The organism is Klebsiella pneumoniae subsp. pneumoniae HS11286 (genome assembly GCF_000240185.1).
GTDB lineage: Bacteria > Pseudomonadota > Gammaproteobacteria > Enterobacterales > Enterobacteriaceae > Klebsiella > Klebsiella pneumoniae.
Genome location: NC_016845.1, coordinates 4,897,807 through 4,919,330, shown reverse-complemented (window position 1 = coordinate 4,919,330; position 21,524 = coordinate 4,897,807). Strand labels below are relative to the sequence as shown.

The 21,524-nt window shown below is 58.5% G+C and carries 20 protein-coding genes; 13 read left to right on the top strand and 7 right to left on the bottom strand.

All coding sequences use genetic code 11. The features are described 5' to 3' along the window. Positions 1–13: 13 nt before the first annotated feature. Genes KPHS_49220 through KPHS_49200 form a run of 3 tightly spaced genes read right to left on the bottom strand, consistent with a single transcriptional unit; the run spans position 14 to position 3,285 of the window. Positions 14–415 (bottom strand): ribosome-associated heat shock protein Hsp15, encoded by a 402-nt coding sequence (locus KPHS_49220; RefSeq protein ID YP_005229222.1) that lies wholly within the window; start codon positions 413–415, stop codon positions 14–16. After that, entirely contained in the window at positions 412–1,095 is a 684-nt protein-coding gene (locus KPHS_49210) for an HAD-superfamily hydrolase (protein YP_005229221.1), read from the bottom strand. Before KPHS_49210 ends, KPHS_49220 begins: the two co-directional genes overlap by 4 nt. A 60-nt stretch (positions 1,096–1,155) precedes the next feature. Beyond that, positions 1,156–3,285, bottom strand: a complete 2,130-nt coding sequence (locus KPHS_49200) for a putative dehydrogenase (protein YP_005229220.1) — start codon at positions 3,283–3,285, stop codon at positions 1,156–1,158. Between the two features lie 314 nt (positions 3,286–3,599). Here KPHS_49200 and KPHS_49190 point away from each other — a divergent pair, with 314 nt between their 5' ends. Beyond that, positions 3,600–4,166, top strand: coding sequence for a putative NUDIX hydrolase (locus tag KPHS_49190; protein ID YP_005229219.1), 567 nt, complete (start codon positions 3,600–3,602; stop codon positions 4,164–4,166). Between the two features lie 53 nt (positions 4,167–4,219). Here KPHS_49190 and KPHS_49180 read toward each other — a convergent pair whose 3' ends face one another. Continuing rightward, the gene (locus KPHS_49180; RefSeq protein ID YP_005229218.1) at positions 4,220–6,649 is read right to left on the bottom strand and encodes a peptidoglycan synthetase; all 2,430 of its coding nucleotides are present in this window, start codon (positions 6,647–6,649) and stop codon (positions 4,220–4,222) included. A 247-nt stretch (positions 6,650–6,896) separates the two neighbouring features. On the opposite strand from KPHS_49180, the gene KPHS_49170 reads away from it, so the two are divergent. The 11 genes from KPHS_49170 (at position 6,897) to KPHS_49070 (ending at position 16,847) form a co-directional block, all read left to right on the top strand. After that, on the top strand, positions 6,897–7,697 hold the full coding sequence (locus tag KPHS_49170) for a hypothetical protein (RefSeq protein ID YP_005229217.1): 801 nt from the start codon (positions 6,897–6,899) through the stop codon (positions 7,695–7,697). Next, entirely contained in the window at positions 7,681–8,214 is a 534-nt protein-coding gene (locus tag KPHS_49160; RefSeq protein YP_005229216.1) for a hypothetical protein, read from the top strand. Before KPHS_49170 ends, KPHS_49160 begins: the two co-directional genes overlap by 17 nt. Continuing rightward, entirely contained in the window at positions 8,204–8,632 is a 429-nt protein-coding gene (locus tag KPHS_49150) for a hypothetical protein (RefSeq protein ID YP_005229215.1), read from the top strand. The genes KPHS_49160 and KPHS_49150 overlap by 11 nt, the downstream gene beginning before the upstream one ends. A gap of 305 nt (positions 8,633–8,937) precedes the next feature. Next, a complete protein-coding gene (locus KPHS_49140) occupies positions 8,938–10,182 on the top strand; it encodes an outer membrane porin (RefSeq protein ID YP_005229214.1) in 1,245 nt (414 codons plus the stop codon). Between the two features lie 306 nt (positions 10,183–10,488). Then, positions 10,489–10,974, top strand: a complete 486-nt coding sequence (locus tag KPHS_49130) for a shikimate kinase I (protein ID YP_005229213.1) — start codon at positions 10,489–10,491, stop codon at positions 10,972–10,974. Between the two features lie 166 nt (positions 10,975–11,140). After that, complete coding sequence (locus KPHS_49120; protein ID YP_005229212.1) at positions 11,141–12,124, top strand: 3-dehydroquinate synthase; 984 nt, start codon at positions 11,141–11,143, stop codon at positions 12,122–12,124. 84 nt (positions 12,125–12,208) lie between these two features. Beyond that, positions 12,209–13,495: a cell division protein DamX gene (locus KPHS_49110; protein YP_005229211.1), complete on the top strand. Its 1,287-nt coding sequence runs from the start codon at positions 12,209–12,211 to the stop codon at positions 13,493–13,495. Positions 13,496–13,573: 78 nt separating this feature from the next. Then, on the top strand, positions 13,574–14,401 hold the full coding sequence (locus KPHS_49100) for a DNA adenine methylase (protein ID YP_005229210.1): 828 nt from the start codon (positions 13,574–13,576) through the stop codon (positions 14,399–14,401). A 17-nt stretch (positions 14,402–14,418) separates the two neighbouring features. Further along, complete coding sequence (locus tag KPHS_49090) at positions 14,419–15,096, top strand: ribulose-phosphate 3-epimerase (RefSeq protein YP_005229209.1); 678 nt, start codon at positions 14,419–14,421, stop codon at positions 15,094–15,096. Next, positions 15,089–15,850: a phosphoglycolate phosphatase gene (locus KPHS_49080; protein ID YP_005229208.1), complete on the top strand. Its 762-nt coding sequence runs from the start codon at positions 15,089–15,091 to the stop codon at positions 15,848–15,850. The genes KPHS_49090 and KPHS_49080 overlap by 8 nt, the downstream gene beginning before the upstream one ends. Next, entirely contained in the window at positions 15,843–16,847 is a 1,005-nt protein-coding gene (locus KPHS_49070; RefSeq protein YP_005229207.1) for a tryptophanyl-tRNA synthetase, read from the top strand. Before KPHS_49080 ends, KPHS_49070 begins: the two co-directional genes overlap by 8 nt. Before the next feature lie 72 nt (positions 16,848–16,919). Here the strand turns inward: KPHS_49070 and KPHS_49060 are convergent, their stop codons facing one another. The 3 genes from KPHS_49060 to KPHS_49040 all read right to left on the bottom strand — a co-directional run bounded on the left by KPHS_49060 (position 16,920) and on the right by KPHS_49040 (position 21,313). Further along, positions 16,920–18,293, bottom strand: a complete 1,374-nt coding sequence (locus KPHS_49060; protein YP_005229206.1) for a siroheme synthase — start codon at positions 18,291–18,293, stop codon at positions 16,920–16,922. A 153-nt stretch (positions 18,294–18,446) separates the two neighbouring features. After that, on the bottom strand, positions 18,447–18,773 hold the full coding sequence (locus KPHS_49050) for a nitrite reductase small subunit (protein ID YP_005229205.1): 327 nt from the start codon (positions 18,771–18,773) through the stop codon (positions 18,447–18,449). After that, complete coding sequence (locus tag KPHS_49040) at positions 18,770–21,313, bottom strand: nitrite reductase large subunit (protein YP_005229204.1); 2,544 nt, start codon at positions 21,311–21,313, stop codon at positions 18,770–18,772. Before KPHS_49040 ends, KPHS_49050 begins: the two co-directional genes overlap by 4 nt. On the opposite strand from KPHS_49040, the gene KPHS_49030 reads away from it, so the two are divergent. Continuing rightward, entirely contained in the window at positions 21,306–21,476 is a 171-nt protein-coding gene (locus tag KPHS_49030; RefSeq protein YP_005229203.1) for a hypothetical protein, read from the top strand. The two genes, KPHS_49040 and KPHS_49030, sit on opposite strands and share 8 nt — an antisense overlap. Positions 21,477–21,524: the final 48 nt, after the last annotated feature.

Below are 21,524 nucleotides of genomic sequence, written 5' to 3'. Positions count from 1 at the left end.
TTTCTGGCGCGAGTTATTCACTCTCGCCGTGTTTAAATCTCATCAGGTCGCGGCGCTCTTTCTTGTCCGGACGTCTGTCAGGGTGCGGCATGGTCAGGGCGTTCATTTTGCGCGCCAGGGCCATTTTTTCACGCTTCTCGATACTCTCCGCCGTCTCTTCATACAGGTTGACGGCTTCGCTTGCCGGGCGGCGCTGTTCGGTAATGCCGATAATGCGCACCGTCCGCTCGTCGTTGCCCTGGCGCAGCGTCAGCATGGCGTCGAGTTCGACGATTTTTCCGGGTTTGCTACGTTGTCCGTTGTAATGCACCTTGCCGCCTTCAATCATTTCCCGCGCCAGCGCGCGGGTTTTGTAAAAGCGGGCGGCCCAAAGCCATTTGTCCAGTCTGACGGTTTCGGTGGGCTTCTCTTTCATCGCCTCTCCTTCGGGGTAAGCGAAGGGATCAGTCGTCGGTAATCATTCAGCCCCGGATGGCGCAGATACTGCTTTTCCGCCAGTCCGGAGTCAGGATTGGTAATACCCAGGCAGTAACGAATGCCAAACTCCCTCGCGGCATCCAGTATCGCCTCGCTGTCGTCGACAAACAGCGTTTTGTGCGCCTCAAGGCCAGTTTCCTCCGCCACGGCGCGCCACAGACGCTGATCCTCTTTCGGATAACCAAATGTGTGGGTGGAAAGTAATAAATCAAGGTGCGCGTCCAGGCCGGTGTGTTTGAGCTTCACCGCCAGATTGTGGGGATGGGCATTGGTCAACAGAATGCGTCGCTTACCGCAGGCCTTGAGCGCATCAAGGAACGGCACGGTATCCTCGCGCAGCGTGGCGCGCGGACCTTGTTCGCTGGTCATCGCACAAATATCCAAACCCAGGCGCTCGCTCCAGTAATCCAGACAGTACCAGTTTAGCGTATGCTGCACGGCGTGATACTCCTGGCGCATGGCCTCTTTCGCCTCCTGCAAATTGAGGCCGCGGGCGGCCCCCCAGGTTTCAGGCACCAGCGTTTGCCAGAAGTAGTTGTCGAAGGCGAGGTCCAGGAGCGTGCCGTCCATATCCAGCAGAACGGTATCGACCTCCTGCCAGGCGATATCAAAGTGCATGATGACTCTCCAGCGAGCGGAAAATGGGCGACAGGGTATCACACCCTGTCGCCGGGAAAATTAATCTTGCGAGTCAGATGAGGGGAGCAAAACCGGATTAAGGCAGCTTTCGTAATATTTCTGAATCTCTTCCATACGCTGACGATGGCGTTGATAACGACGCAGGGCCTGCACGGCGTGGTAAGCCATGCACCCCACCATTGACAGCAGCAGCAGGGTGATGCCCAGATAACGCCACAGGCCGCTGCGGTCGGGGATGCGATGCAGGTTGATATGCTGCGTGCCGTTGGCGTCAGTAAACAGGTTGGTAACGATACCTTCGGCATGGAAGGGGGTATGCATGAGCATACCGGCCAGCCGCCGCAGTTCGCCCCACTGCTCATGGGCCGGATAATCATACAGACTCACCGCCGGCCACGGCTGATTGACCAGTACGCTGCCCTCATCGCTGGCGATAAGAAAACCGCCGGGAGCCGGGCTGTTCAGCGCCTGCGCGGCCCGCGAGGTTTCGCGTATCACAAAGGGCGCGGTTGAGGTGGTCACCAGATTCTCCAGCGACTCGGCGCTGACCGGCCGCAGCAGCACGTTCACGCCATCCAGCTTGCCGGCGGTGGCGCGCTTGGTTAACGTTTCCCAGTTACGGGTATTGCCAAGATTGACCAACGCATTCTTCAGCCGCAGGCAATCATCCTTTGCCGAGCAGAGATCGTTAGTTTTCTGCACGATATCGCCGAAATCATCCAGTAGCACCATGCCTGATTTCTGAATGGCGGAGCGTAGGGCAGGGCTGACGCGGGAATCATCGTCGGTTTCCGGGTGCAGCTGGCGCTGGACGGACTGCATCAGGGCGGTCGCTTTGCTGACAATGTCAGACTCCGGCAGCGGCAGAGGAGGGGCGTCGTTCCACACAATCTGTGAACAATCGAAAGGCAGGAACGGCGAATCCTCTTTGGCGGACCAACTGCCCGGCGTGCGGATGTTACACATCCCGGTACCGGTCAGGCGCAGCGTATCGCCAATGCGCACATGGGCTTTTTCCAGCTGGCTGACGGTAGTGGCTTCAATCGTTTGCGCGCCCTTCAGCCACGACAGGGTGAACTTAAACGGCATATTCAACGGTACGCTGGCCCACAGCATAATCACCACCACCAGGGCGCCGGCGGCGATAATCGCGCTGCGTAGCCAGTACTGCAGCGGGAAGTTTTTCACTTCATCATGAAGCGACAGGTAGCGTCCCTGACGGGCCACGTGGCGGTTGAGATAGATATCAATATCGGTCTGCTGCCCCAGGTCCTGGGCAATCCAGGGTTGCCAGTGGCGAGGATAGATGAGATCGATAATGCCCAGCGAGATGTTATTGATTTGCTCCTGATCGTTTTCGCCAAACAATCCCCAGCGCTTAGGGACGCCCCGCAGGCAATGGATTTCGCGCAGCGCGGCGCGACGCGGCGGGGCATAAATCCCCCACAGTCCGGCGGCGAGCAGCAACAAACCTGCGGCGACCAGCCAGGGGGTAAAGACAGCTGGCCCAATCAGGCTGAAATAAAAGAACAGAAAGGAGGCGACGATCAGGATCGCTTCGCGCAGCCCGTCCGGGCGATTCAGAGCGTGTTCTTCAGGCGTTTCCCGACGGATCTGCCGCAACTCTACCTGCTCGCTCTCTTCGCCGCGAATGGAGGCCTGGGTGGCCGAAGCGCGTTCCAGGGCGTAGCTTTGCGCTTCCTGGCGATAGTCGCTCAGGCTATGACCGTTAAGGGTGATAACCAGCGGCAGGCTGTCGGTGGGGATCAGCTCGACGCTGTTTTCATCGTTGATATGCTGTTCCCAGAACGGCGGCAGATGAACTTCAACCGAATCGAGGAAATAGCGCCATTTATTCGGCGCGTCGGTGGTGATCCCGTAGCGGGTGATGGCGCGTGTCACCGCATAGACGGTATCACTCTGTTCGTTCAGCGCCAGAGCGACAGGCGCGCTGGTCGCACCGGACGCCGGCACCTGCTGGGCGTGGCTCAACTCGGCAACATACTTCTCAATAGCCTGGCGCTCATCCGCAGGAAGCTGCCGCGTGGTAGCGTCGCTAAAGGCGAGCAGTAGGGGGAGTCGGCGGCGTCTGGCGTGAGCGCGATACCACCATCCGATGAGCAATACGCAGATTAGCAGAGCTGTAAGGAATATCAGAAAGGTGCCCATGCCCATCCCATCAAAGTTATTTTTTTCTTACGAAATCGTCGGTGAACGTGAAGACTAACGTCAAGCTGCAGTGTTAGCGGCGCACCTGTTTACAGGGTAGTGAATATGTCATGCAGCAGCGCACAAGCTTACCAAAAACGTTAAAGCGCAGAAATCGGTAAATTCTCAAAGCGAATTCAAGCTATTGACTTTTTTATCTTTATTACTTTTCCCCCTGCAGGGAAAAGGTTACAACTCTGTAAATAAGTAGCAATTTGGATTGCCGAAAGCGTGTTGCGTATCGCACAATGACTGCTTAATCACAGCATAGACCGATGACAATGAGCAAATCATTACAAAAACCCACCATTCTCAATGTTGAAACTGTCGCCCGTTCGCGCCTCTTTAATGTCGAAAGCGTCGATCTGGAGTTCAGCAACGGTGTGCGTCGCGTTTATGAACGTATGCGGCCTTCCACCCGTGAAGCGGTGATGATTGTGCCGATTGTGGATGATCACATTATTTTGATTCGTGAGTATGCCGTGGGGACGGAGTCCTACGAGCTGGGCTTCTCCAAAGGGCTGATTGATCCAGGTGAAACCGTGGATGAAGCGGCCAATCGCGAGCTGAAAGAAGAGGTTGGCTATGGCGCCAATAAGCTGACGTTTTTGAAGAAGCTCAGTATGGCCCCCTCCTACTTCTCCAGCAAAATGAATATCATGGTGGCGGAAGATCTCTATCCGGAGTCACTGCCGGGCGATGAACCTGAGCCGCTACCGCAGGTGCGCTGGCCGCTGGCGCAGCTGATGTCGCTGCTGGATGAAGAAGATTTTAATGAGGCCCGTAACGTCAGCGCGCTGTTTTTAGTGCGGGAATGGCTGCAGGCCCAGGGCCGACTCTGAACGAGCGTCCACGCTAAGCAGCAATAAAAAAGCGCCCGCAGGCGCTTTTTTTGTCAGAACAATTCGTGGGTTTCACCGCCGCCGTCAGTCAGGGTGGTGCCCACCTCACGGACTGCCTGCTGGGTGGGCTGGGTTCCTTCAATAAAGTACTCCGCCCGGCTATTGCCCCCATTCGCCAACTGACCGGTGCTGCGGTCGATATTCACCGTGACGATACCCGGCGGCGGAGTTAACGGTTCTTCCGGAACGCCTTCCAGCACGCTCTTCATAAAGCTGTCCCAGGCCGGCTGGGCGCTTTTGGCACCGCCTTCATAGCCAGAGATCTGATCTTTAATCGCTCCGGAGGCGGTGGTCCGGCCAAGATCGCGACGATGATCGTCAAAGCCGATCCAAACCGAGGTCACCACGCCCGGTCCGTAGCCTGAGAACCAGGCGTCCTTCGAGCTGTTGGTGGTCCCGGTTTTCCCACCGATGTCATGCCGCTGCAGATCGCGTCCGGCGCGCCAGCCGGTGCCCATCCAGCCCGGCTCGCCAAAGATGTTGCTGTTCAGCGCGCTCTTGATCAGGAAGGCCAGCGGTGTGTTAATCACATGCGGCGCGTATTCCTGTGCGCCGCTCTGCGCGACCAGCGACTGGTTGGCCTGCTCCAGCTGCGGCTGCGGCGGCACGTTGCCATTCTGCGGTTCCGCGGAGGTGGCGACATCTTCCACATCCTTGTTTTCCAGCACGTTGGATTTTGGCGTATCGCCGTAAATTACCGGTAAATCACACTGCGGACAGGCAATTTTCGGACGCTCCTCGAAGAGGACCCCGCCCTGATCGTTCTCAATCTTACTGATAAAGAAAGGATTGACCAGGAAGCCGCCGTTGGCCATCACCGAATAACCGCGAGCGACCTGCAGGGGCGTAAAGGAGGCTGAGCCCAGCGCCAACGATTCCGTGTGGACAATGTTCTGCGCCGGGAAGCCAAAGCGCTGCAGGTACTCGGCGGCGTAGTCTACGCCCATGGCGCGCATAGCGCGCACCATCACCACGTTTTTCGACTGCCCCAGGCCCTGGCGTAAACGAATCGGACCGGCATACTGCGGCGGCGAGTTCTTCGGCCGCCAGTCGGAACCTGCGCCCGCATCCCAGCGCGAGATCGGCACATCGTTGAGCATACTTGCCAGCGTTAAGCCTTTATCCATCGCGGCGGTATAGAGGAACGGTTTAATGTTGGAGCCGACCTGGCGCAGCGCCTGGGTGGCGCGGTTGAATTTGCTCTGGTTAAAGTCAAACCCGCCGACAAGGGCAATAATCGCGCCGTTTTGCGGGTTAATGGAGACCAGCGCTGAGTTGACGTCCGGGAGCTGGGACAGCCACCAGCTGTCACCCACCTTGCGTACCCAGATCTGCTGCCCGGCCTGCACAACGTCGTTGACTTTACGCGGGGTCGCCCCTTGCTGCGTATCAGAGATAAAGCGACGGGCCCAGCGCACGCCCTCCATCGTCAGCGAAACGGAGTTGCCGTTAGCCAACAGCGCGACAGCCTCCTGGGCATTCGCGGAGGTGACCACCGCCGGGAAAAGCGGACCGTAGCCAGACTGACGCTTCAGCGAATCGACGATCTTCTTCGTCTCCCACGGCGTTTCACCGACTTTCCACAGTACGCTGGCCGGGCCGCGGTAGCCGTGACGCATATCGTAATCCAGCACGTTATTGCGTACCGCCTGCTGGGCCGCCTGCTGGTTTTTACGGGTAATGGTGGTGTAGACCCGATAACCGTCTTCGTAGGCCTGCTCACCGTAGCGATTCACCATCTCCTGGCGCACCATTTCACTCAGGTAAGGGGCGGAGAAGGCGATTTTCGGCGCGTGATAGCTGGCGTCGATGGGTTCGCTGCGCGCCTCATCGTATTGCGCCTGGGTGATGTATCCTTCGCTCAGCATACGCGACAGCACCACGTTGCGACGGGCGGTCGCGCGATCCATCGAATAGAGCGGGTTAAAAGTGGAAGGCGCTTTCGGCAGACCGGCAATCACCGCCATCTCACTCAGGGTCAGCTGGTCGATAGGTTTGCCAAAATAGACCTGCGCCGCGGCGCCGACGCCATAGGCGCGGTAGCCGAGGTAGATCTTGTTCAGATACAGCTCAAGGATTTCATCTTTATTCAGCAACTGCTCGATGCGGATGGCCAGAAAGGCCTCTTTAATCTTACGCATCAACGTCTTCTCGGGGCTGAGAAAGAAGTTACGCGCTAACTGCTGGGTGATGGTGCTGGCGCCCTGGGAGGCGTGGCCTGAAAACATCGCCACGCTGGCGGCGCGGAAAATACCTACCGGATCGACGCCGTGGTGCTCATAGAAGCGGCTGTCTTCGGTGGCGATAAACGCTTTCACCAGCTCGGGGGGAATTTGCTGCAACGTCACAGGGATACGGCGCTTTTCGCCGTACTGCGCAATAAGCTCACCGTCGGCGCTATAGACCTGCATCGGGATCTGCAAACGCACATCCTTCAGGGTTGCGACGTCGGGGAGTTGCGGCTCTATGTATTTGTAGAGGCCAAAAATCGAGCCTGCTCCCAGCAGTACGCAACAGACTGCAAGGATCAATAGATACTTTACGAACTTCACCGGTGTTTTCCCATTTAGTTTTATTTGGGCAGTTTATAAACAAACGCGCGGTAGTATAAAGGCAAGCCAGGTGCATTGATATAGCCGGGCAGTTTTGCCGGATAAGGAGATCGTAAGCATGGCTTTCAGAAACTGGCGGCTTGGAATGCATATCCAACAGGATAGCATTGCCATTGTCGCGCTATTGCATGAACGTTCACACTGGGCGCTGCGCCGCTGGTGGCGTATCCCATTGCCGCCGGGGCTGGTACGTCAGGGAATGGTGGCGGACGTCAGCGCACTCGGTTCGCGGCTGGCCGCCTGGCGGCGGGAGCTACCGGCGCAGCATCAGGTTAGTATCGCCTTTCCCGCGGTGCGCACACTGCAAAAGCGTCTTCCGTATCCCCAGTTCGCCTTGCGGGAGCGGGAACAGGCGACGTGGGTAGCCAGCGCCATGAGCCAGCAGCTGGCAATGCCTGCCTCCGCGCTATGTATTGATTATGCGCCCACCTCGCGGGATGACGGCTGGCAGGTTACGGCGGCGCAGCGGCTGGATATCAATGTTCTGCGGGAGCTGGCAGGGCGGCTGCGGCTGCGGGTGGCGGCCATCGTACCGGATGCCAGTGCGCTCGGCGCCTTTTTCCCCTGGATGACTGCGGCAGACCAGGGCCTGGCGTGGCGGGATGAAAAGCACTGGCTGTGGGCGACCCGTGAGGCCTGGGGCAGTGACGCCTGCGCTGATGTCGGGTCCTTAAGCCAGCTGGCGGGGCAGCTTCAGGTTCCGCTGCGCCTGTGTATTGACGCGGGCGATGAGGCCAGTCGCTTTGATGTCTGGCAAGTGATTCACCGTCGGCAGCCCCCGCTGCCAGCCGATGGCGATCGTTACGCCATTGCCCTTGGGCTGGCGCTGGGAGGCGGGCGGAATGACGCATGTCGTTAATCTTCTTCCCTGGCGCGACCTGCGTCGCCGCCAGCGCCTGCGCTACGTCCTGTTGTTAACCATCGGCATTGTGCTGCTGGGCGGGATGGGCCTGCTGGTGAGCCGAACGGCGCGTCTGCAGCGCGACTTCCTGGCGACGCTTCACACGACGGCCGACGCGCAGCTGCTCGCTTCGCTTAAGCAGCGCGAGCAGGCGATGCGTGAGGCGTGGCAGCAGCATCAACGGCAGCGCCAGCAGTACCAGCGCAGATCGGCGATCGCCGCCTGGCAACCCAGGCTGCAGGTGCTGGCGGCAGATCTGCCCGCGCAGGCGTGGCTGACGCGGCTGGAGTACCAGGGCGTACTCCTCACGCTGGACGGCCTGGCCCTTAACCTGCAGGCGCTAACCAGCGTGGAGGCTGCGCTGACTCGCGTCGCGGGATTCGCGCCGGCAAAAGCCGGCGGGACCCAGCGCGACGCCGAGGGGCGTTGGCAGTTCAGTTTTACCCTGACGGGAGCGCGCGCTGATGCGGATTAACCTTCGGGGCGCCTGGACGGGGCTGCCGATCCTGCTCGCAATGGGGCTGTCGGGAGGCGGCGTGGCGCTCTGGCGCGATCTGCGCCCTCCGCAGGCGGCGGTAACCCGTGATGCGGCGTTGCAAACGCAGTGGCGGCGGATCATGGCGCTGCGCATCCCCGGCGAGGAAAATCCCGGGGCGCGCATCGACACGCAGTCATTTTCGCCCATAGCCATTCCGCTCTCCGGAGCGAAGCTTATCGCCTGGCGTCCGCAGGGAAGCGGCGGCGAGATGGAGCTGACCCTGTCCTGGTCAACGGTACCCGCGCTTTTTTCCTGGCTGGCGCGCTGCGGGATGAATCCGCGTTCGTTTTCGCTGGGCCGTGAGGCGCAGACGCTCCGCCTGCGACTGCTGCTGGAGGCGGAAGATGAGCGGTAAACGCTGGATCTTCCTGTGGCTACCGCTGTCGCTGCTGGCGGCCGAGCGTGACCCTTTCCAGCCGGTTGAGGATCCCTGCCGCACGGCGCAGCTTTCGCAATGGCGCTATGGCGGGGCGGTTGGGGATGAGGCTGGCTGGACGGGGTTTCTGCAGGATGGGAACGGAAAGTGGCGACGGGTACGCATGGATGAGCAATTGCCCACGGGCTGGCGGGTGAGCCGGCTGACGGCCGGTGAGCTGGACATCGTCACGTCTTCGGGATGTGAACCGCCAGCGTGGCGCTGGCAACGTGAAGGGAAACAACATGATGCGATGGATAAGCCTGCTGCTTCTGCTGCTGCCGCTGGCGGTGGCCCCCGCCGCCCGCAATGATAAACCGGTTTCGCTGGTGATTGACGATGCGCCAGTGGCCCAGGTGCTGCAAGCCCTGGCCGAAATGAACCATAAAAACCTCGTCGTCGCGCCGGACGTCAGCGGCACGCTCTCCCTGCGTCTGCAGAAGGTTCCCTGGAGCCAGGCGCTGCGGGCGGTAGCGGATAGCGCGGGTCTCTCTTTGCAACAGCAGGGGACGGTCATCTACGCGCACACTCAGGCCTGGCAAAAGGCAAATCAGGCGCAGCGTGAAGCCGAACAGGAGAAACGCCTGCAGAACCTGCCCCTGCAGGCGGAGAGCGTGACCCTGCACTTTGCCGACGCTGAGGAGCTGGCTAAAAGCGGCGGAAAGCTGCTCAGCGCCAGGGGACACCTGATGGCGGACAAGCGGACTAATCGGCTGCTGATCCGCGATGATGCCCGGCACCTGCCGGCGTTGAAGGCCTGGGCGCAGGAGATGGATCTGCCGGTCGGCCAGGTGGAGCTGGCCGCCCATATCGTGTCGATGAGCGAAACCAGCCTTCGTGAGCTGGGGGTGAAGTGGCGGCTTGCGGAAGCCGGAAGCCCGCCAGGCTCCGGGCAAATCACCACCCTAAGCAGCGATGTATCGGTAAACGATGCCAGCACCCGCGCAGGGTTTAACATCGGCAAGATCAACGGTCGCTTGCTTGAGCTGGAGCTATCCGCGCTGGAGCGCAAGCAGCAGGTCGAAATTATTGCCAGCCCGCGTTTATTGGCCTCCCACATGCAGCCTGCCAGCATCAAGCAGGGAAGCGAGATCCCCTATCAGGTTTCCAGTGGCGAAAGCGGCGCCACTTCGGTGGAGTTCAAAGAGGCGGTGCTGGGCATGGAGGTCACGCCGACGGTGCTGCAGCAGGGAAGAGTGCGGCTTAAGCTGCGAATAAGCGAGAATACGCCAGGCCAGGTGCTGAAGCAGGAAAACGGCGAAGCGCTGGCCATCGATAAGCAGGAGATAGAGACCCTGGTGGAAGTTCGCAGCGGCGAGACTTTAGCGTTGGGCGGCATCTTTTCGCAGAAAAACAAAACCGCCCGCGACAGCGTCCCGCTGCTTGGCGATATCCCGGTACTGGGACGTCTGTTTCGTCGTGACGGGAAAGATAATGAACGTCGCGAACTGGTTGTCTTTATTACGCCACGGATTCTGGCAGTACGTTAAGCAGGTTTTTCATGCTAAACACGTTTCAGGTGTTTGACGTGAGGACGGATTTAGCATACAAGGGGTACCGATTTGAGAGTCGGGTACGACATCAATCCTCCCTTTATTGTCCGGCGATTTTATTCAGTTGCCAAACCAGCCGGAGTATTGAGATAATTTTTAGTCTGACTCTCGCTCTATTGCATATGAGGTTTCAGTTCATGCCCTGCGGCGCTGGGTGTCTGCGAAGCGGGTTTATCATTAACGAATAGTCTTAGTAGTACCGAAAAAATGGCAGAGAAACGCAATATCTTTCTGGTTGGGCCTATGGGTGCCGGCAAAAGCACTATTGGGCGCCAGTTAGCCCAACAGCTCAACATGGAATTTTACGATTCTGATCAAGAGATTGAGAAACGCACTGGCGCTGATGTGGGCTGGGTCTTCGATGTTGAAGGCGAAGAAGGCTTCCGCGACCGTGAAGAGAAAATTATCAATGAGTTGACGGAAAAACAGGGGATTGTGCTGGCGACTGGCGGCGGCTCTGTAAAATCCCGTGAAACGCGTAACCGTCTCTCCGCCCGCGGCGTGGTGGTCTACCTGGAAACTACGATCGAGAAGCAGTTGGCCCGTACGCAGCGCGATAAAAAGCGTCCTTTGCTACAAGTCGATGCGCCGCCTCGTGAAGTGCTGGAAGCGCTGGCTGACGAGCGTAACCCGCTGTATGAAGAGATCGCCGATGTGACTATCCGCACAGACGATCAGAGTGCGAAAGTCGTCGCGAACCAGATTATTCATATGCTGGAAAGCAACTGATTCTGGCTTAATAAAAGTGCGTCAGAGTAATAGTCATTGAGGTGGATGTCGCGTTATGGAGAGGCTTACTGTTACCCTCGGGGAACGTAGTTACCCGATTACCATCGCGGCTGGTTTGTTTAACGATCCAGCTTCCTTCCTGCCACTCAAGTCGGGCGACCAGGCTATGCTGGTCACCAACGAAACGCTGGCGCCGCTTTATCTGGATACCGTCCGCTCTGCGCTGGAGCAGTCAGGGGTCAACGTTGACAGCGTCATTCTGCCAGACGGCGAGCAATACAAAAGCCTGGCGGTGATGGATACCGTGTTTACTGCGCTGTTGCAAAAACCACATGGCCGCGACACCACTCTGGTGGCGCTTGGCGGGGGGGTGATCGGTGATTTAACCGGTTTCGCCGCGGCAAGCTATCAGCGCGGCGTGCGTTTCATCCAGGTCCCTACCACCCTGTTGTCGCAGGTCGACTCGTCGGTCGGCGGCAAAACCGCAGTGAACCACCCTCTCGGCAAAAACATGATTGGCGCCTTCTGGCAGCCGGTTTCCGTGGTAGTTGATCTTAACTGTCTGAAAACTCTGCCGAAGCGCGAGCTCGCTTCCGGACTGGCTGAGGTCATCAAGTACGGGGTGATCCTGGATGGTGAATTCTTCAGCTGGCTGGAAAACAACATTGATGCGCTGCTGGCGCTGGACGATACCGCCATGGCGTACTGCATTCGCCGCTGCTGTGAACTGAAAGCGGAGGTTGTGGCAGCCGACGAGCGTGAAACCGGGTTACGTGCTTTACTCAATCTTGGACATACCTTCGGCCATGCTATCGAAGCGGAAATGGGCTACGGTAACTGGCTGCATGGCGAAGCGGTGGCGGCAGGTATGGTGATGGCGGCACGCACGTCCGAACGGCTGGGGCAGTTCCGCGCGCAGGATACTCAGCGCATTATCGATCTGCTCAAGCGTGCAGGCTTACCGGTACGCGGCCCGCAGGAAATGAGTGCGCAGGCGTATTTGCCCCATATGATGCGCGATAAAAAGGTACTGGCTGGCGAAATGCGGCTGGTGCTCCCGCTCGCAATAGGAAGCAGCGAGCTGCGCGGCGGAGTGCCGCACGATGTGGTTCTTGGCGCGATTGCTGATACTCAGCAGGCGCAACAATAAGAAGGTCTGGCCGCGTTCGCGCGGCGTTATCATTTCGGGTGATGTGCAATAATCGTGAGCATAAGCCTTTTAGTGGGGTGTTAAATGGATGATTTCAAACCAGAAGACGATATGAAAGCCGATCGCAACGATCGTCGTGCTGGTCGTTCCCGTCAGTCTTCCGAGCGTGATGCCGATCCGCAGATCAATTTTGACGATGTTGATCTTGATGCCGATGAAGGCCGTCCGACGCGCGCTGGTAAGGCCCGTCGCGAGCGTGAAGAGGAAGAGTTCGAAGAAGAACTGGATGCGCAAGACGAGGAGATGCTCGAAGAGCAGCCTGTAGAGCGTCGTCCGCGCAAGCGTAAAAAAGCGCCGGCCAAACCGGCCTCCCGCCAGTACATCATGATGGGTGTGGGGATTCTGGTGCTGCTGCTGTTGATCGTGGGTATCGGTTCCGCACTGAAATCGCCATCATCTTCCAGCCAGCAGACCGCTTCCGGCGAGAAGAGCATTAATCTGTCTGACGACCAGTCCGCCAGCATGCCTGCTGCGGGCCAGGACCAGACTGCCGCCGCTAACAGCACCTCACAGCAGGACGTAACGGTACCGCCTATTGCCGCGAACCCGACGCAGGGCCAGGCAGCGGCTGCGCCGCAGGGCCAGCAGCGTATCGAAGTTCAGGGCGATCTGAACAATGCGTTGACCCAGCAGCAGGGCCAACTGGACGGCGCCGTGGCTAACTCGACGCTGCCGACTGAACCGGCTACCGTCGCGCCAATCCGGAATGGCGCCAATGGCACCGCGGCGCCGCGCCAGGCGACCGAGCGTCAGACAGCAGCGACCCCGCGTCCGGCTGAACGTAAGCATACCGTTATCGAAGCGAAGCCGCAGTCGAAGCCACAGGCCGTGGCGAAAACGCCGGTAGAATCGAAGCCGGTCCAGCCGAAGCATGTTGAAAGCACGGCGACCACCGCTCCGGCGAAAACGTCCGTCAGCGAAAGCAAACCGGTGGCCACCGCTCAGAGCAAACCGACCACGACGACCGCAGCGCCAGCGGCAACGGCAGCTGCGGCAGCGCCGGCAGCGAAGAGCGGGAAGACGGCAGGTGACGTCAGCTCAATGAAAACTGCGCCGTCGGGTCACTATACTCTGCAGCTCAGCAGCTCCTCTAACTACGACAACCTCAACAACTGGGCGAAGAAAGAGAAGCTGGATAAATATGTTGTCTATGAAACGTCGCGTAACGGCCAACCATGGTACGTGCTGGTGAGCGGTATCTATGCATCGAAAGATGAAGCGAAACGTGCTGTCACCTCGCTGCCGGCGGACGTGCAGGCGAAAAATCCATGGGCAAAACCGCTGCATCAGGTTCAGGCTGACCTGAAATAATGCCGTGGGGTAGTCTTAAGCGCAGGATGCTGTCGGAGCTTTCTCCACAGCCGGAGAACGTGTAATTAGTTAGGCAGCATGAAAAAGAATCGCGCTTTTCTGAAGTGGGCAGGGGGAAAGTTCCCCCTGCTTGACGATATTAAAAAGCATTTGCCGGAAGGCGAGTGCTTGATCGAGCCCTTTGTGGGCGCCGGGTCGGTATTTCTTAATACCGACTTTTCTCGTTATATCCTCGCGGATATCAACAGTGACTTAATCGGCCTGTACAACATCGTCAAACTGCGCACCGACGAATACGTCGCCGCCGCCCGTGAGATGTTTACCCCGGAAAATAACGTCGCTGAGCGCTACTACCTGTATCGTGATGAATTTAACCAAAGCCAGGATCCGCTGCGTCGCGCGGTGCTGTTCCTGTATTTGAACCGTCACGGCTACAATGGCCTGTGCCGCTACAATCTGCGCGGCGAGTTCAATGTGCCGTTTGGCCGTTATAAAAAGCCCTATTTCCCCGAAGCTGAGCTCTATCATTTCGCCGAGAAGGCGCAAAACGCCGAGTTTTACTGCGAATCTTACGAAGAGTGCATGCAACGTGCGGATAGCCGCACAGTGGTGTATTGCGATCCGCCCTATGCGCCGCTAACGGCGACGGCGAACTTTACCGCCTACCACACCAACAGTTTCAACCTGGAACAACAGGTACTGCTGGCGCAAAAGGCGGAATCGCTGATGAAAAAGCGCATCCCGGTGCTGATTTCCAACCACCGCACGCCGCTGACGCAGGAATGGTATAAAAACGCGGCAGAAACGCATATTGTGAAGGTGCGGCGCAGCATCAGCAGCAACGGTGGTACGCGTAAAAAGGTGGACGAGCTATTAGCGCTCTACCGTCCGCCTAAGACCAAATAAATTTCAAGGAGATGCGGATGAAGCAGTATTTGATTGCCCCTTCGATTCTGTCGGCTGATTTTGCCCGTCTGGGTGAGGATACCGCGAAGGCGCTGGCGGCGGGTGCGGATGTCGTGCACTTCGACGTTATGGACAACCACTACGTGCCAAACCTGACGATTGGCCCGATGGTGCTGAAGTCACTGCGTAATTACGGTATTACCGCGCCAATCGACGTTCACCTGATGGTGAAGCCGGTCGACCGCATCATTCCTGATTTTGCCGAAGCCGGCGCCAGCATTATCACCTTCCATCCGGAAGCCTCCGAACACGTCGATCGCAGCCTGCAGCTTATCAAAGAGCACGGCTGTAAAGCGGGCCTGGTGTTTAACCCGGCGACGCCGCTGAGCTACCTCGATTACGTGATGGATAAGCTGGACGTGATCCTGCTGATGTCGGTTAACCCGGGCTTTGGCGGCCAGTCCTTTATTCCCCAGACGCTGGATAAACTGCGTGAAGTGCGCCAGCGCATCGATGCGTCCGGCTACGACATCCGCCTCGAAGTGGATGGCGGCGTGAAAGCCAGCAATATCGGCGAAATCGCCGCGGCGGGTGCGGATATGTTTGTTGCCGGTTCGGCGATCTTCGGTCAGCCGGACTACAAGCAAGTCATTGATCAAATGCGTAGTGAATTAGCGAAGGTGAGTCATGGATAAATTACAGGCGATCCGCGGCATCGCATTTGATCTCGACGGCACGCTGGTGGACAGCGCGCCGGGTCTAACCTCGGCGGTTGATAACGCCCTGTACGCCCTGGAGCTGCCGGTGGCGGGAGAAGAACGCGTTATCACCTGGATCGGTAACGGCGCCGATGTCCTGATGGAGCGGGCGCTGACCTGGGCTCGTCAGGAGCGAGCAACGTTACGTGCGGCGATGGGTAAGCCTTCCGTCGACGATCATGATATTCCGCAAGACGAGCAGCTGCGCATTTTGCGTAAACTGTTTGACCGCTATTACGCCGAAGCGGCGGAAGAGGGCAGTTTCCTGTTCCCGGCGGTGGCCGATACGCTCGGCGCGCTGTATGCCAAAGGCCTGCCGCTGGCGCTGGTTACCAATAAGCCGACGCCGTTTGTCGCCCCGCTGTTGGACGCGCTCGATATTGCGAAATATTTTACCGTGGTGATTGGCGGCGATGACGTGCAGAATAAAAAGCCGCATCCGGAACCGCTGCTGCTGGTGGCGGAAAAGCTCTCTCTGGCTCCAGCCGAGCTGCTGTTTGTCGGCGATTCGCGCAATGATATTCAGGCGGCCAAAGCGGCAGGCTGCTGCTCTGTTGGTCTGACCTACGGTTATAACTATGGTGAACCGCTTGCGCTGAGCGAGCCGGACTATCTCTTCGACCAGTTTAACGAACTCTTACCCGCTCTCGGGTTACCGCACAGTGAAACTCAGGAATTGAAACATGACTAAGCCCATCGTTTTTAGTGGCGCACAGCCCTCAGGTGAACTGACCATTGGCAACTATATGGGTGCGCTGCGTCAGTGGGTAAACATGCAGGACGATTACCACTGCATCTATTGCATCGTGGACCAGCACGCCATCACCGTGCGCCAGGATCCGCAGCAGCTGCGCAAGGCGACGCTGGACACCCTGGCGCTGTATCTGGCCTGCGGCATCGACCCGCAGAAAAGCACTATCTTCGTGCAGTCGCACGTGCCGGAACATGCCCAGCTAGGCTGGGCGCTGAACTGCTACACCTATTTCGGCGAACTGAGCCGCATGACTCAGTTTAAAGACAAGTCAGCGCGCTACGCGGAGAACATCAACGCCGGTCTGTTTGATTATCCGGTACTGATGGCCGCTGACATTCTGCTGTACCAGACCAACCAGGTTCCGGTGGGCGAAGATCAGAAACAGCACCTTGAGCTAAGCCGCGATATCGCCCAGCGTTTTAACGCCATCTACGGCGATATTTTTAAAGTGCCTGAGCCGTTTATCCCTAAATCCGGCGCGCGCGTGATGTCGCTGCTGGAGCCGACGAAAAAGATGTCCAAGTCCGACGACAACCGCAACAACGTCATCGGCCTGCTGGAAGATCCGAAATCGGTGGTCAAGAAGATTAAACGTGCGGTCACCGACTCCGACGAGCCGCCGGTAGTGCGTTACGATCTGAAAGAGAAAGCGGGCGTCTCCAACCTGCTGGATATCCTCTCCGCGGTTACCGGGAAAACTATTCCTGAGCTGGAACAGCATTTTGAAGGCAAAATGTATGGCCACCTGAAAGGCGAAGTCGCCGAAGCGGTATCGGGCATGCTGATTGACCTGCAGGAGCGCTATCACCGTTTCCGTAACGACGAAGCGTTTCTCAATCAGGTGATGAAAGACGGCGCGGAAAAGGCCAGCGCGCGGGCTTCTCAAACCCTGAAAGCGGTATACGAAGCGGTTGGCTTTGTCGCCAAGCCGTAAGCGACGCAACAGCTAAAAGGGCGGGATGATATCCCGCCCTTTTTTATGCCTGTCGCTTTATGGGAGGCAAGGTTAATGGTTCGAAAACCAGTTCAGTTTATCCCGCAGACCGACCACGCGGCCGACGATGATCAGCGCCGGGCTGGCCATCTGCTGCGCCAGAATATCCAGTTGTCCTAAGGTGCCGCTGACCACTTTTTGCGTCACAGCGGTGCCGTTCTCGACGATGGCGGCGGGCATATCTTCAGCCATGCCGTGAGCGATAAGCTTCTCGCGGATCGCCGGCGCCTGGTTCAGACCCATGTAGAACACCAGGGTTTGCTTCTCCACCGCCAGGTTCGCCCAGTCCAGCTCGCCGCCGGTTTTCAGGTGGCCGGTGACCAGGCGGACGCCCTGGGCGAAATCGCGATGTGTTAACGGGATCCCCGAATAAGCGGAGCAGCCGGAGGCGGCGGTAATGCCAGGCACAACGGAGAAGGGGATGCCCGCCTCGCAAAGCGTCTCCAGCTCTTCCCCCCCGCGGCCAAAGATAAAGGGATCGCCGCCTTTCAGCCGGACCACGCGTCTTCCTTTTTGCGCTTCGCGCAGCAGGATCTGGTTGATCTCCTCCTGCGGGACGCAGTGGTAGCCTGAGCGCTTGCCGACGAATACCCGATCGGCATCGCGGCGCACCAGATTCATGATGTCATCGGAGACCAGCCGATCATAGACCACCACGTCAGCCTGCTGGATCTGCTGCAGGCCTTTGAGCGTGAGCAGCCCGGCGTCACCGGGGCCGGCGCCAACCAGCACCACCTCGCCGCGATGCTCCAACGGCTCCGTCAGTAACTGCTCAGTGGTATCCGCGACTGCCTGCCGATCGTCATTAGCCAGCGACTGCGCCAGACGGTCGTTAACAAACAGCTTCTCCCAGAAGCGGCGACGCTCGCCTACGGTGGCAAACTGCTGCTTAACCCGCGCGCGCAGATGGCCGGCATAGCGGGCCAGCTGGCCGAGATGCAGGGGCAGAATTGACTCCAGTTTCTCGCGCAGCAGGCGCGCCAGAACCGGTGATGTCCCGCCCGAGGAGACGGCGACCATCAGCGGCGAGCGATCGATTATCGACGGCATGATAAAGCTGGCCTGGCGCGGGGCATCCACCACGTTACAGAAGATACGCCGCGCTTCGGCCGCCTCGCTAACCTGCTGGTTGACCGTCTCATCATCAGTAGCCGCGATGGCCAGCCAGCAGTTATCCAGCAGCGAGGGGATAAACTCCCCCTGCACCAGAGTTAGCATCTGTGAATCAGCCCACACCTGAAACTGGGGCGTGAAGTCGAGCGCATTGACCGTGACGTTAGCGCCAGCATCCAGCAGCAGACGGGCTTTGCGTTCGGCGACATCCCCGCCGCCAACCAGTAAACAATCGCGCTGGCGCAACTGGCAGAATATGGGTAAGTGATCCACAGAATAACCTCATAAAAATAAGGGGTAGAAAACGAGTGGTCGTAGAATAGCAGCAAAGGTAATACAAAACATGCGACATATCCCGCACTCATGCGCTGTCGGTCAGAACTGTTACTTATATCTCCCCCCGTGGCCGGGGGGAGGGAGAAGGACTTACGCTTTAAGCTGAACGTGTCCGTCTTTCACGCGGGCGTCGAAGCGGGCGATAGAGTGGCTGGCATCTTCCATGCACAGGCCGTCGCTCAGGCGGAAGCGCTGTTTTTTCAGCGGGCTGGCGACCCATAGCGCGCCGTCATGCTCGGCGATAATCCCGCGAGACAGTACGCTGGCGTTGAAGAACGGATCAATGTTGCTGATGGCGAATACTCTGTCGTCATGGTAGGGACGGAAGATCGCCACCTGCTGCTGACCGAGCAGGGCGCAGACGCCGGTGGCCGGCAGGATGTCGTCGATGCTGCAGATATTTACCCACTGGCTCATGCTTTTTCCTCCACCAGAGTAACCGGGATACGCTCATACGGCGTGGCCGGGCGGTGCTGGTCACGTTCCGGCACCACCTGAACGTTCGGGTCGCGCTGGTCGCTGTTGATAAAGTGTTTGAAGCGGGTCTGCGCCGCCGGATTGTTGACGGTCTCGGTCCACTCGCAGGCGAAGGCGGCGCGCAGGCGAGCCAGCTCTTCTTCCAGATGGTCGTTCAGACCGAGCTTGTCATCGATGATGACGCTGCGCAGATAGTCGATACCGCCTTCCATATTGTCCAGCCACGGGGCAGTGCGGGTCAGCTTATCGGCGGTGCGGATGTAGAACATCATAAAGCGGTCGAGATATTTGATGAGCGTATCGCGATCGAGGTCCGCGGCCAGTAGATCGGCGTGACGCGGCTTCATCCCGCCATTACCGCACACGTACAGGTTCCAGCCTTTCTCGGTGGCGATGATCCCGACGTCTTTGCCCTGAGCCTCGGCACATTCGCGGGTGCAGCCGGAGACGCCGAACTTCATTTTGTGCGGGGTGCGGATGCCTTTGTAGCGGTTTTCCAGTTCCACGCCGAAGCCGACGCTGTCGCCAACGCCGTAGCGGCACCAGGTGCTGCCGACGCAGGTTTTCGCCATTCGCAGCGCTTTGGCGTAGGCGTGGCCGGTTTCGAATCCCGCTTCAATCAGCTGCCGCCAGATCTCCGGCAGGTCGTCTTTCTGCGCGCCAAACAGGCCGATGCGCTGAGAGCCGGTGATTTTGGTGTACAGATTGAATTCACGGGCGATACGGCCCACGGCGACCAGCCCTTCCGGCGTGATTTCGCCGCCAGCTGAGCGCGGGATCACCGAATAGGTACCATCTTTCTGAATGTTGGCGAGGAAGTTGTCGTTGCTGTCCTGCAGCGGCGTGTGCTGCGGCTTGAGGATGTACTCATTCCAGCAGGAGGCCAGTAGGGAACCGACGGTCGGCTTACAGACTTCACAGCCGTAGCCCTGACCGTGTTTTTCCAGCAGTTCGTCGAAGGTTTTAATGCCTTCCACGCGGATCAGGTGGAACAGCTCCTGACGGGAGTAAGCGAAGTGTTCGCACAGATTGTTGTTGACCTCGATGCCCTGTTTCGCCAGCTCGGCGTTGAGCACCTGAGTGACCAGCGGAATACAGCCCCCGCAGCCGGTCCCGGCTTTGGTTTCCGCTTTCAGCGCCGCCACGGTGTGGCAGCCTTTGTTGATAGCGGCGATCAGGTCGCCTTTGCTGACGTCAAAGCAGGAGCAGATCTGCGCGCTGTCCGGCAGTTTATCGACGCCGATCGATGGCTTGCCGCTGCCGGCGTGGGCCGGGAGGATCAGCGAATCCGGGTTTTCCGGCAGCTCGATGGCGTTGAGCACCAGCTGCAGCAGATTGCCGTAGTCGCTGGTGTCGCCGACCAGCACCGCGCCGAGCAGCGTTTTGTTGTCGGCGCTGACGATCAGGCGCTTATAAACTTCTTTGCTTTCGTCGAGATAGACGTAGCTACGGGCGCCCGGCGTGCGGCCGTGGGCATCGCCGATCCCGCCCACGTCCACACCCAACAGCTTCAGCTTGGCGCTGAGGTCGGCGCCGGTGAAGCTATTTTCACTGCCGAGGAGATGGTCGACGGCCACCTGGGCCATTTTATAGCCGGGGGCGACCAGACCGTAGACGCGGTTGTTCCAGCTGGCGCATTCCCCGATGGCATAGATATCCGGATCGGAGGTCTGGCAGCTATCGTTGACCATGATGCCGCCGCGCTGGGCGACCGCCAGCCCGCACTGGGTGGCCAGCTTATCGCGCGGGCGGATCCCGGTTGAGAAGACGATGAAATCGACCTGCAGCTCGCTACCGTCGGCGAAGTGCATGGTTTTGCGCGCCTCGGTGCCCTGCTGAACAATCTCTTTGGTGTTTTTGCTGGTGTGAACTTTCACGCCCATGCTTTCGATTTTGCGCCGCAACTGCTCGCCGCCCATCTGGTCGAGCTGTTCGGCCATCAGCATCGGCGCGAATTCGATAACATGGGTTTCCACGCCGAGGTTTTTCAACGCGCCGGCCGCTTCCAGTCCGAGCAGGCCGCCGCCGACTACCGCGCCGCGTTTGCTGCGGCGAGCGCAGGATTCGATGGCGTTAAGATCTTCAATAGTGCGATAGACGAAGCAATCCTGGGTTTCCGCGCCTTTAATCGGCGGGATCCACGGGTATGAGCCGGTCGCCATAATCAGCTTGTCGTAGAACACGGTACGCCCGGCGCTGGAGTGGATCACTTTCTCCTGGCGGTTGATGGTGATCGCCCGTTCGCCGACCAGCACCTTGACGCCGTGTTTCTCATAGAAACCTTCGCGTACCAGCGACAGTTCTTCCGCAGTGTGATGGGAGAAATAAGACGACAGGTGGACGCGGTCGTAGGCGATACGCGGTTCTTCACAGAACACGGTAATGTCGAACTGTCCGGCAGGCGCCTTATCGAGAAGCTCTTCGATAAAGCGATGGCCAACCATGCCGTTACCGATAATAGCGATTCTGACTTTGCTCATTTTTGCCTCGATTTCTTTTCTATTACCGCCTACCTTAACGATTCAGCCATCAGGCTTATTGATGCAAATCAATGACAACTTCACCTACCACTTAATGGGTATGCGTTTGATTTGTCAGTATTTTTATAAGTCATGGAAAACGCTGACTTTTCCTTTTTGCTGATTTTGTGTACAAGAATTGGGTAAGCCGCGATTGGGGTTAGACAGAAAA

Coding starts and splice junctions, on each gene's coding strand:
- KPHS_49220 (YP_005229222.1), bottom strand. CDS start 415: ATGAAAGAGAAGCCCACCGAAACCGTCAGACTGGACAAATGGCTTTGG.
- KPHS_49140 (YP_005229214.1), top strand. CDS start 8,938: ATGATGCGATGGATAAGCCTGCTGCTTCTGCTGCTGCCGCTGGCGGTG.
- KPHS_49210 (YP_005229221.1), bottom strand. CDS start 1,095: ATGCACTTTGATATCGCCTGGCAGGAGGTCGATACCGTTCTGCTGGAT.
- KPHS_49090 (YP_005229209.1), top strand. CDS start 14,419: ATGAAGCAGTATTTGATTGCCCCTTCGATTCTGTCGGCTGATTTTGCC.
- KPHS_49150 (YP_005229215.1), top strand. CDS start 8,204: ATGCGGATTAACCTTCGGGGCGCCTGGACGGGGCTGCCGATCCTGCTC.
- KPHS_49190 (YP_005229219.1), top strand. CDS start 3,600: ATGACAATGAGCAAATCATTACAAAAACCCACCATTCTCAATGTTGAA.
- KPHS_49050 (YP_005229205.1), bottom strand. CDS start 18,773: ATGAGCCAGTGGGTAAATATCTGCAGCATCGACGACATCCTGCCGGCC.
- KPHS_49170 (YP_005229217.1), top strand. CDS start 6,897: ATGGCTTTCAGAAACTGGCGGCTTGGAATGCATATCCAACAGGATAGC.
- KPHS_49120 (YP_005229212.1), top strand. CDS start 11,141: ATGCTGGTCACCAACGAAACGCTGGCGCCGCTTTATCTGGATACCGTC.
- KPHS_49070 (YP_005229207.1), top strand. CDS start 15,843: ATGACTAAGCCCATCGTTTTTAGTGGCGCACAGCCCTCAGGTGAACTG.
- KPHS_49130 (YP_005229213.1), top strand. CDS start 10,489: ATGGGTGCCGGCAAAAGCACTATTGGGCGCCAGTTAGCCCAACAGCTC.
- KPHS_49040 (YP_005229204.1), bottom strand. CDS start 21,313: ATGAGCAAAGTCAGAATCGCTATTATCGGTAACGGCATGGTTGGCCAT.
- KPHS_49160 (YP_005229216.1), top strand. CDS start 7,681: ATGACGCATGTCGTTAATCTTCTTCCCTGGCGCGACCTGCGTCGCCGC.
- KPHS_49110 (YP_005229211.1), top strand. CDS start 12,209: ATGGATGATTTCAAACCAGAAGACGATATGAAAGCCGATCGCAACGAT.
- KPHS_49200 (YP_005229220.1), bottom strand. CDS start 3,285: ATGGGCACCTTTCTGATATTCCTTACAGCTCTGCTAATCTGCGTATTG.
- KPHS_49100 (YP_005229210.1), top strand. CDS start 13,574: ATGAAAAAGAATCGCGCTTTTCTGAAGTGGGCAGGGGGAAAGTTCCCC.
- KPHS_49080 (YP_005229208.1), top strand. CDS start 15,089: ATGGATAAATTACAGGCGATCCGCGGCATCGCATTTGATCTCGACGGC.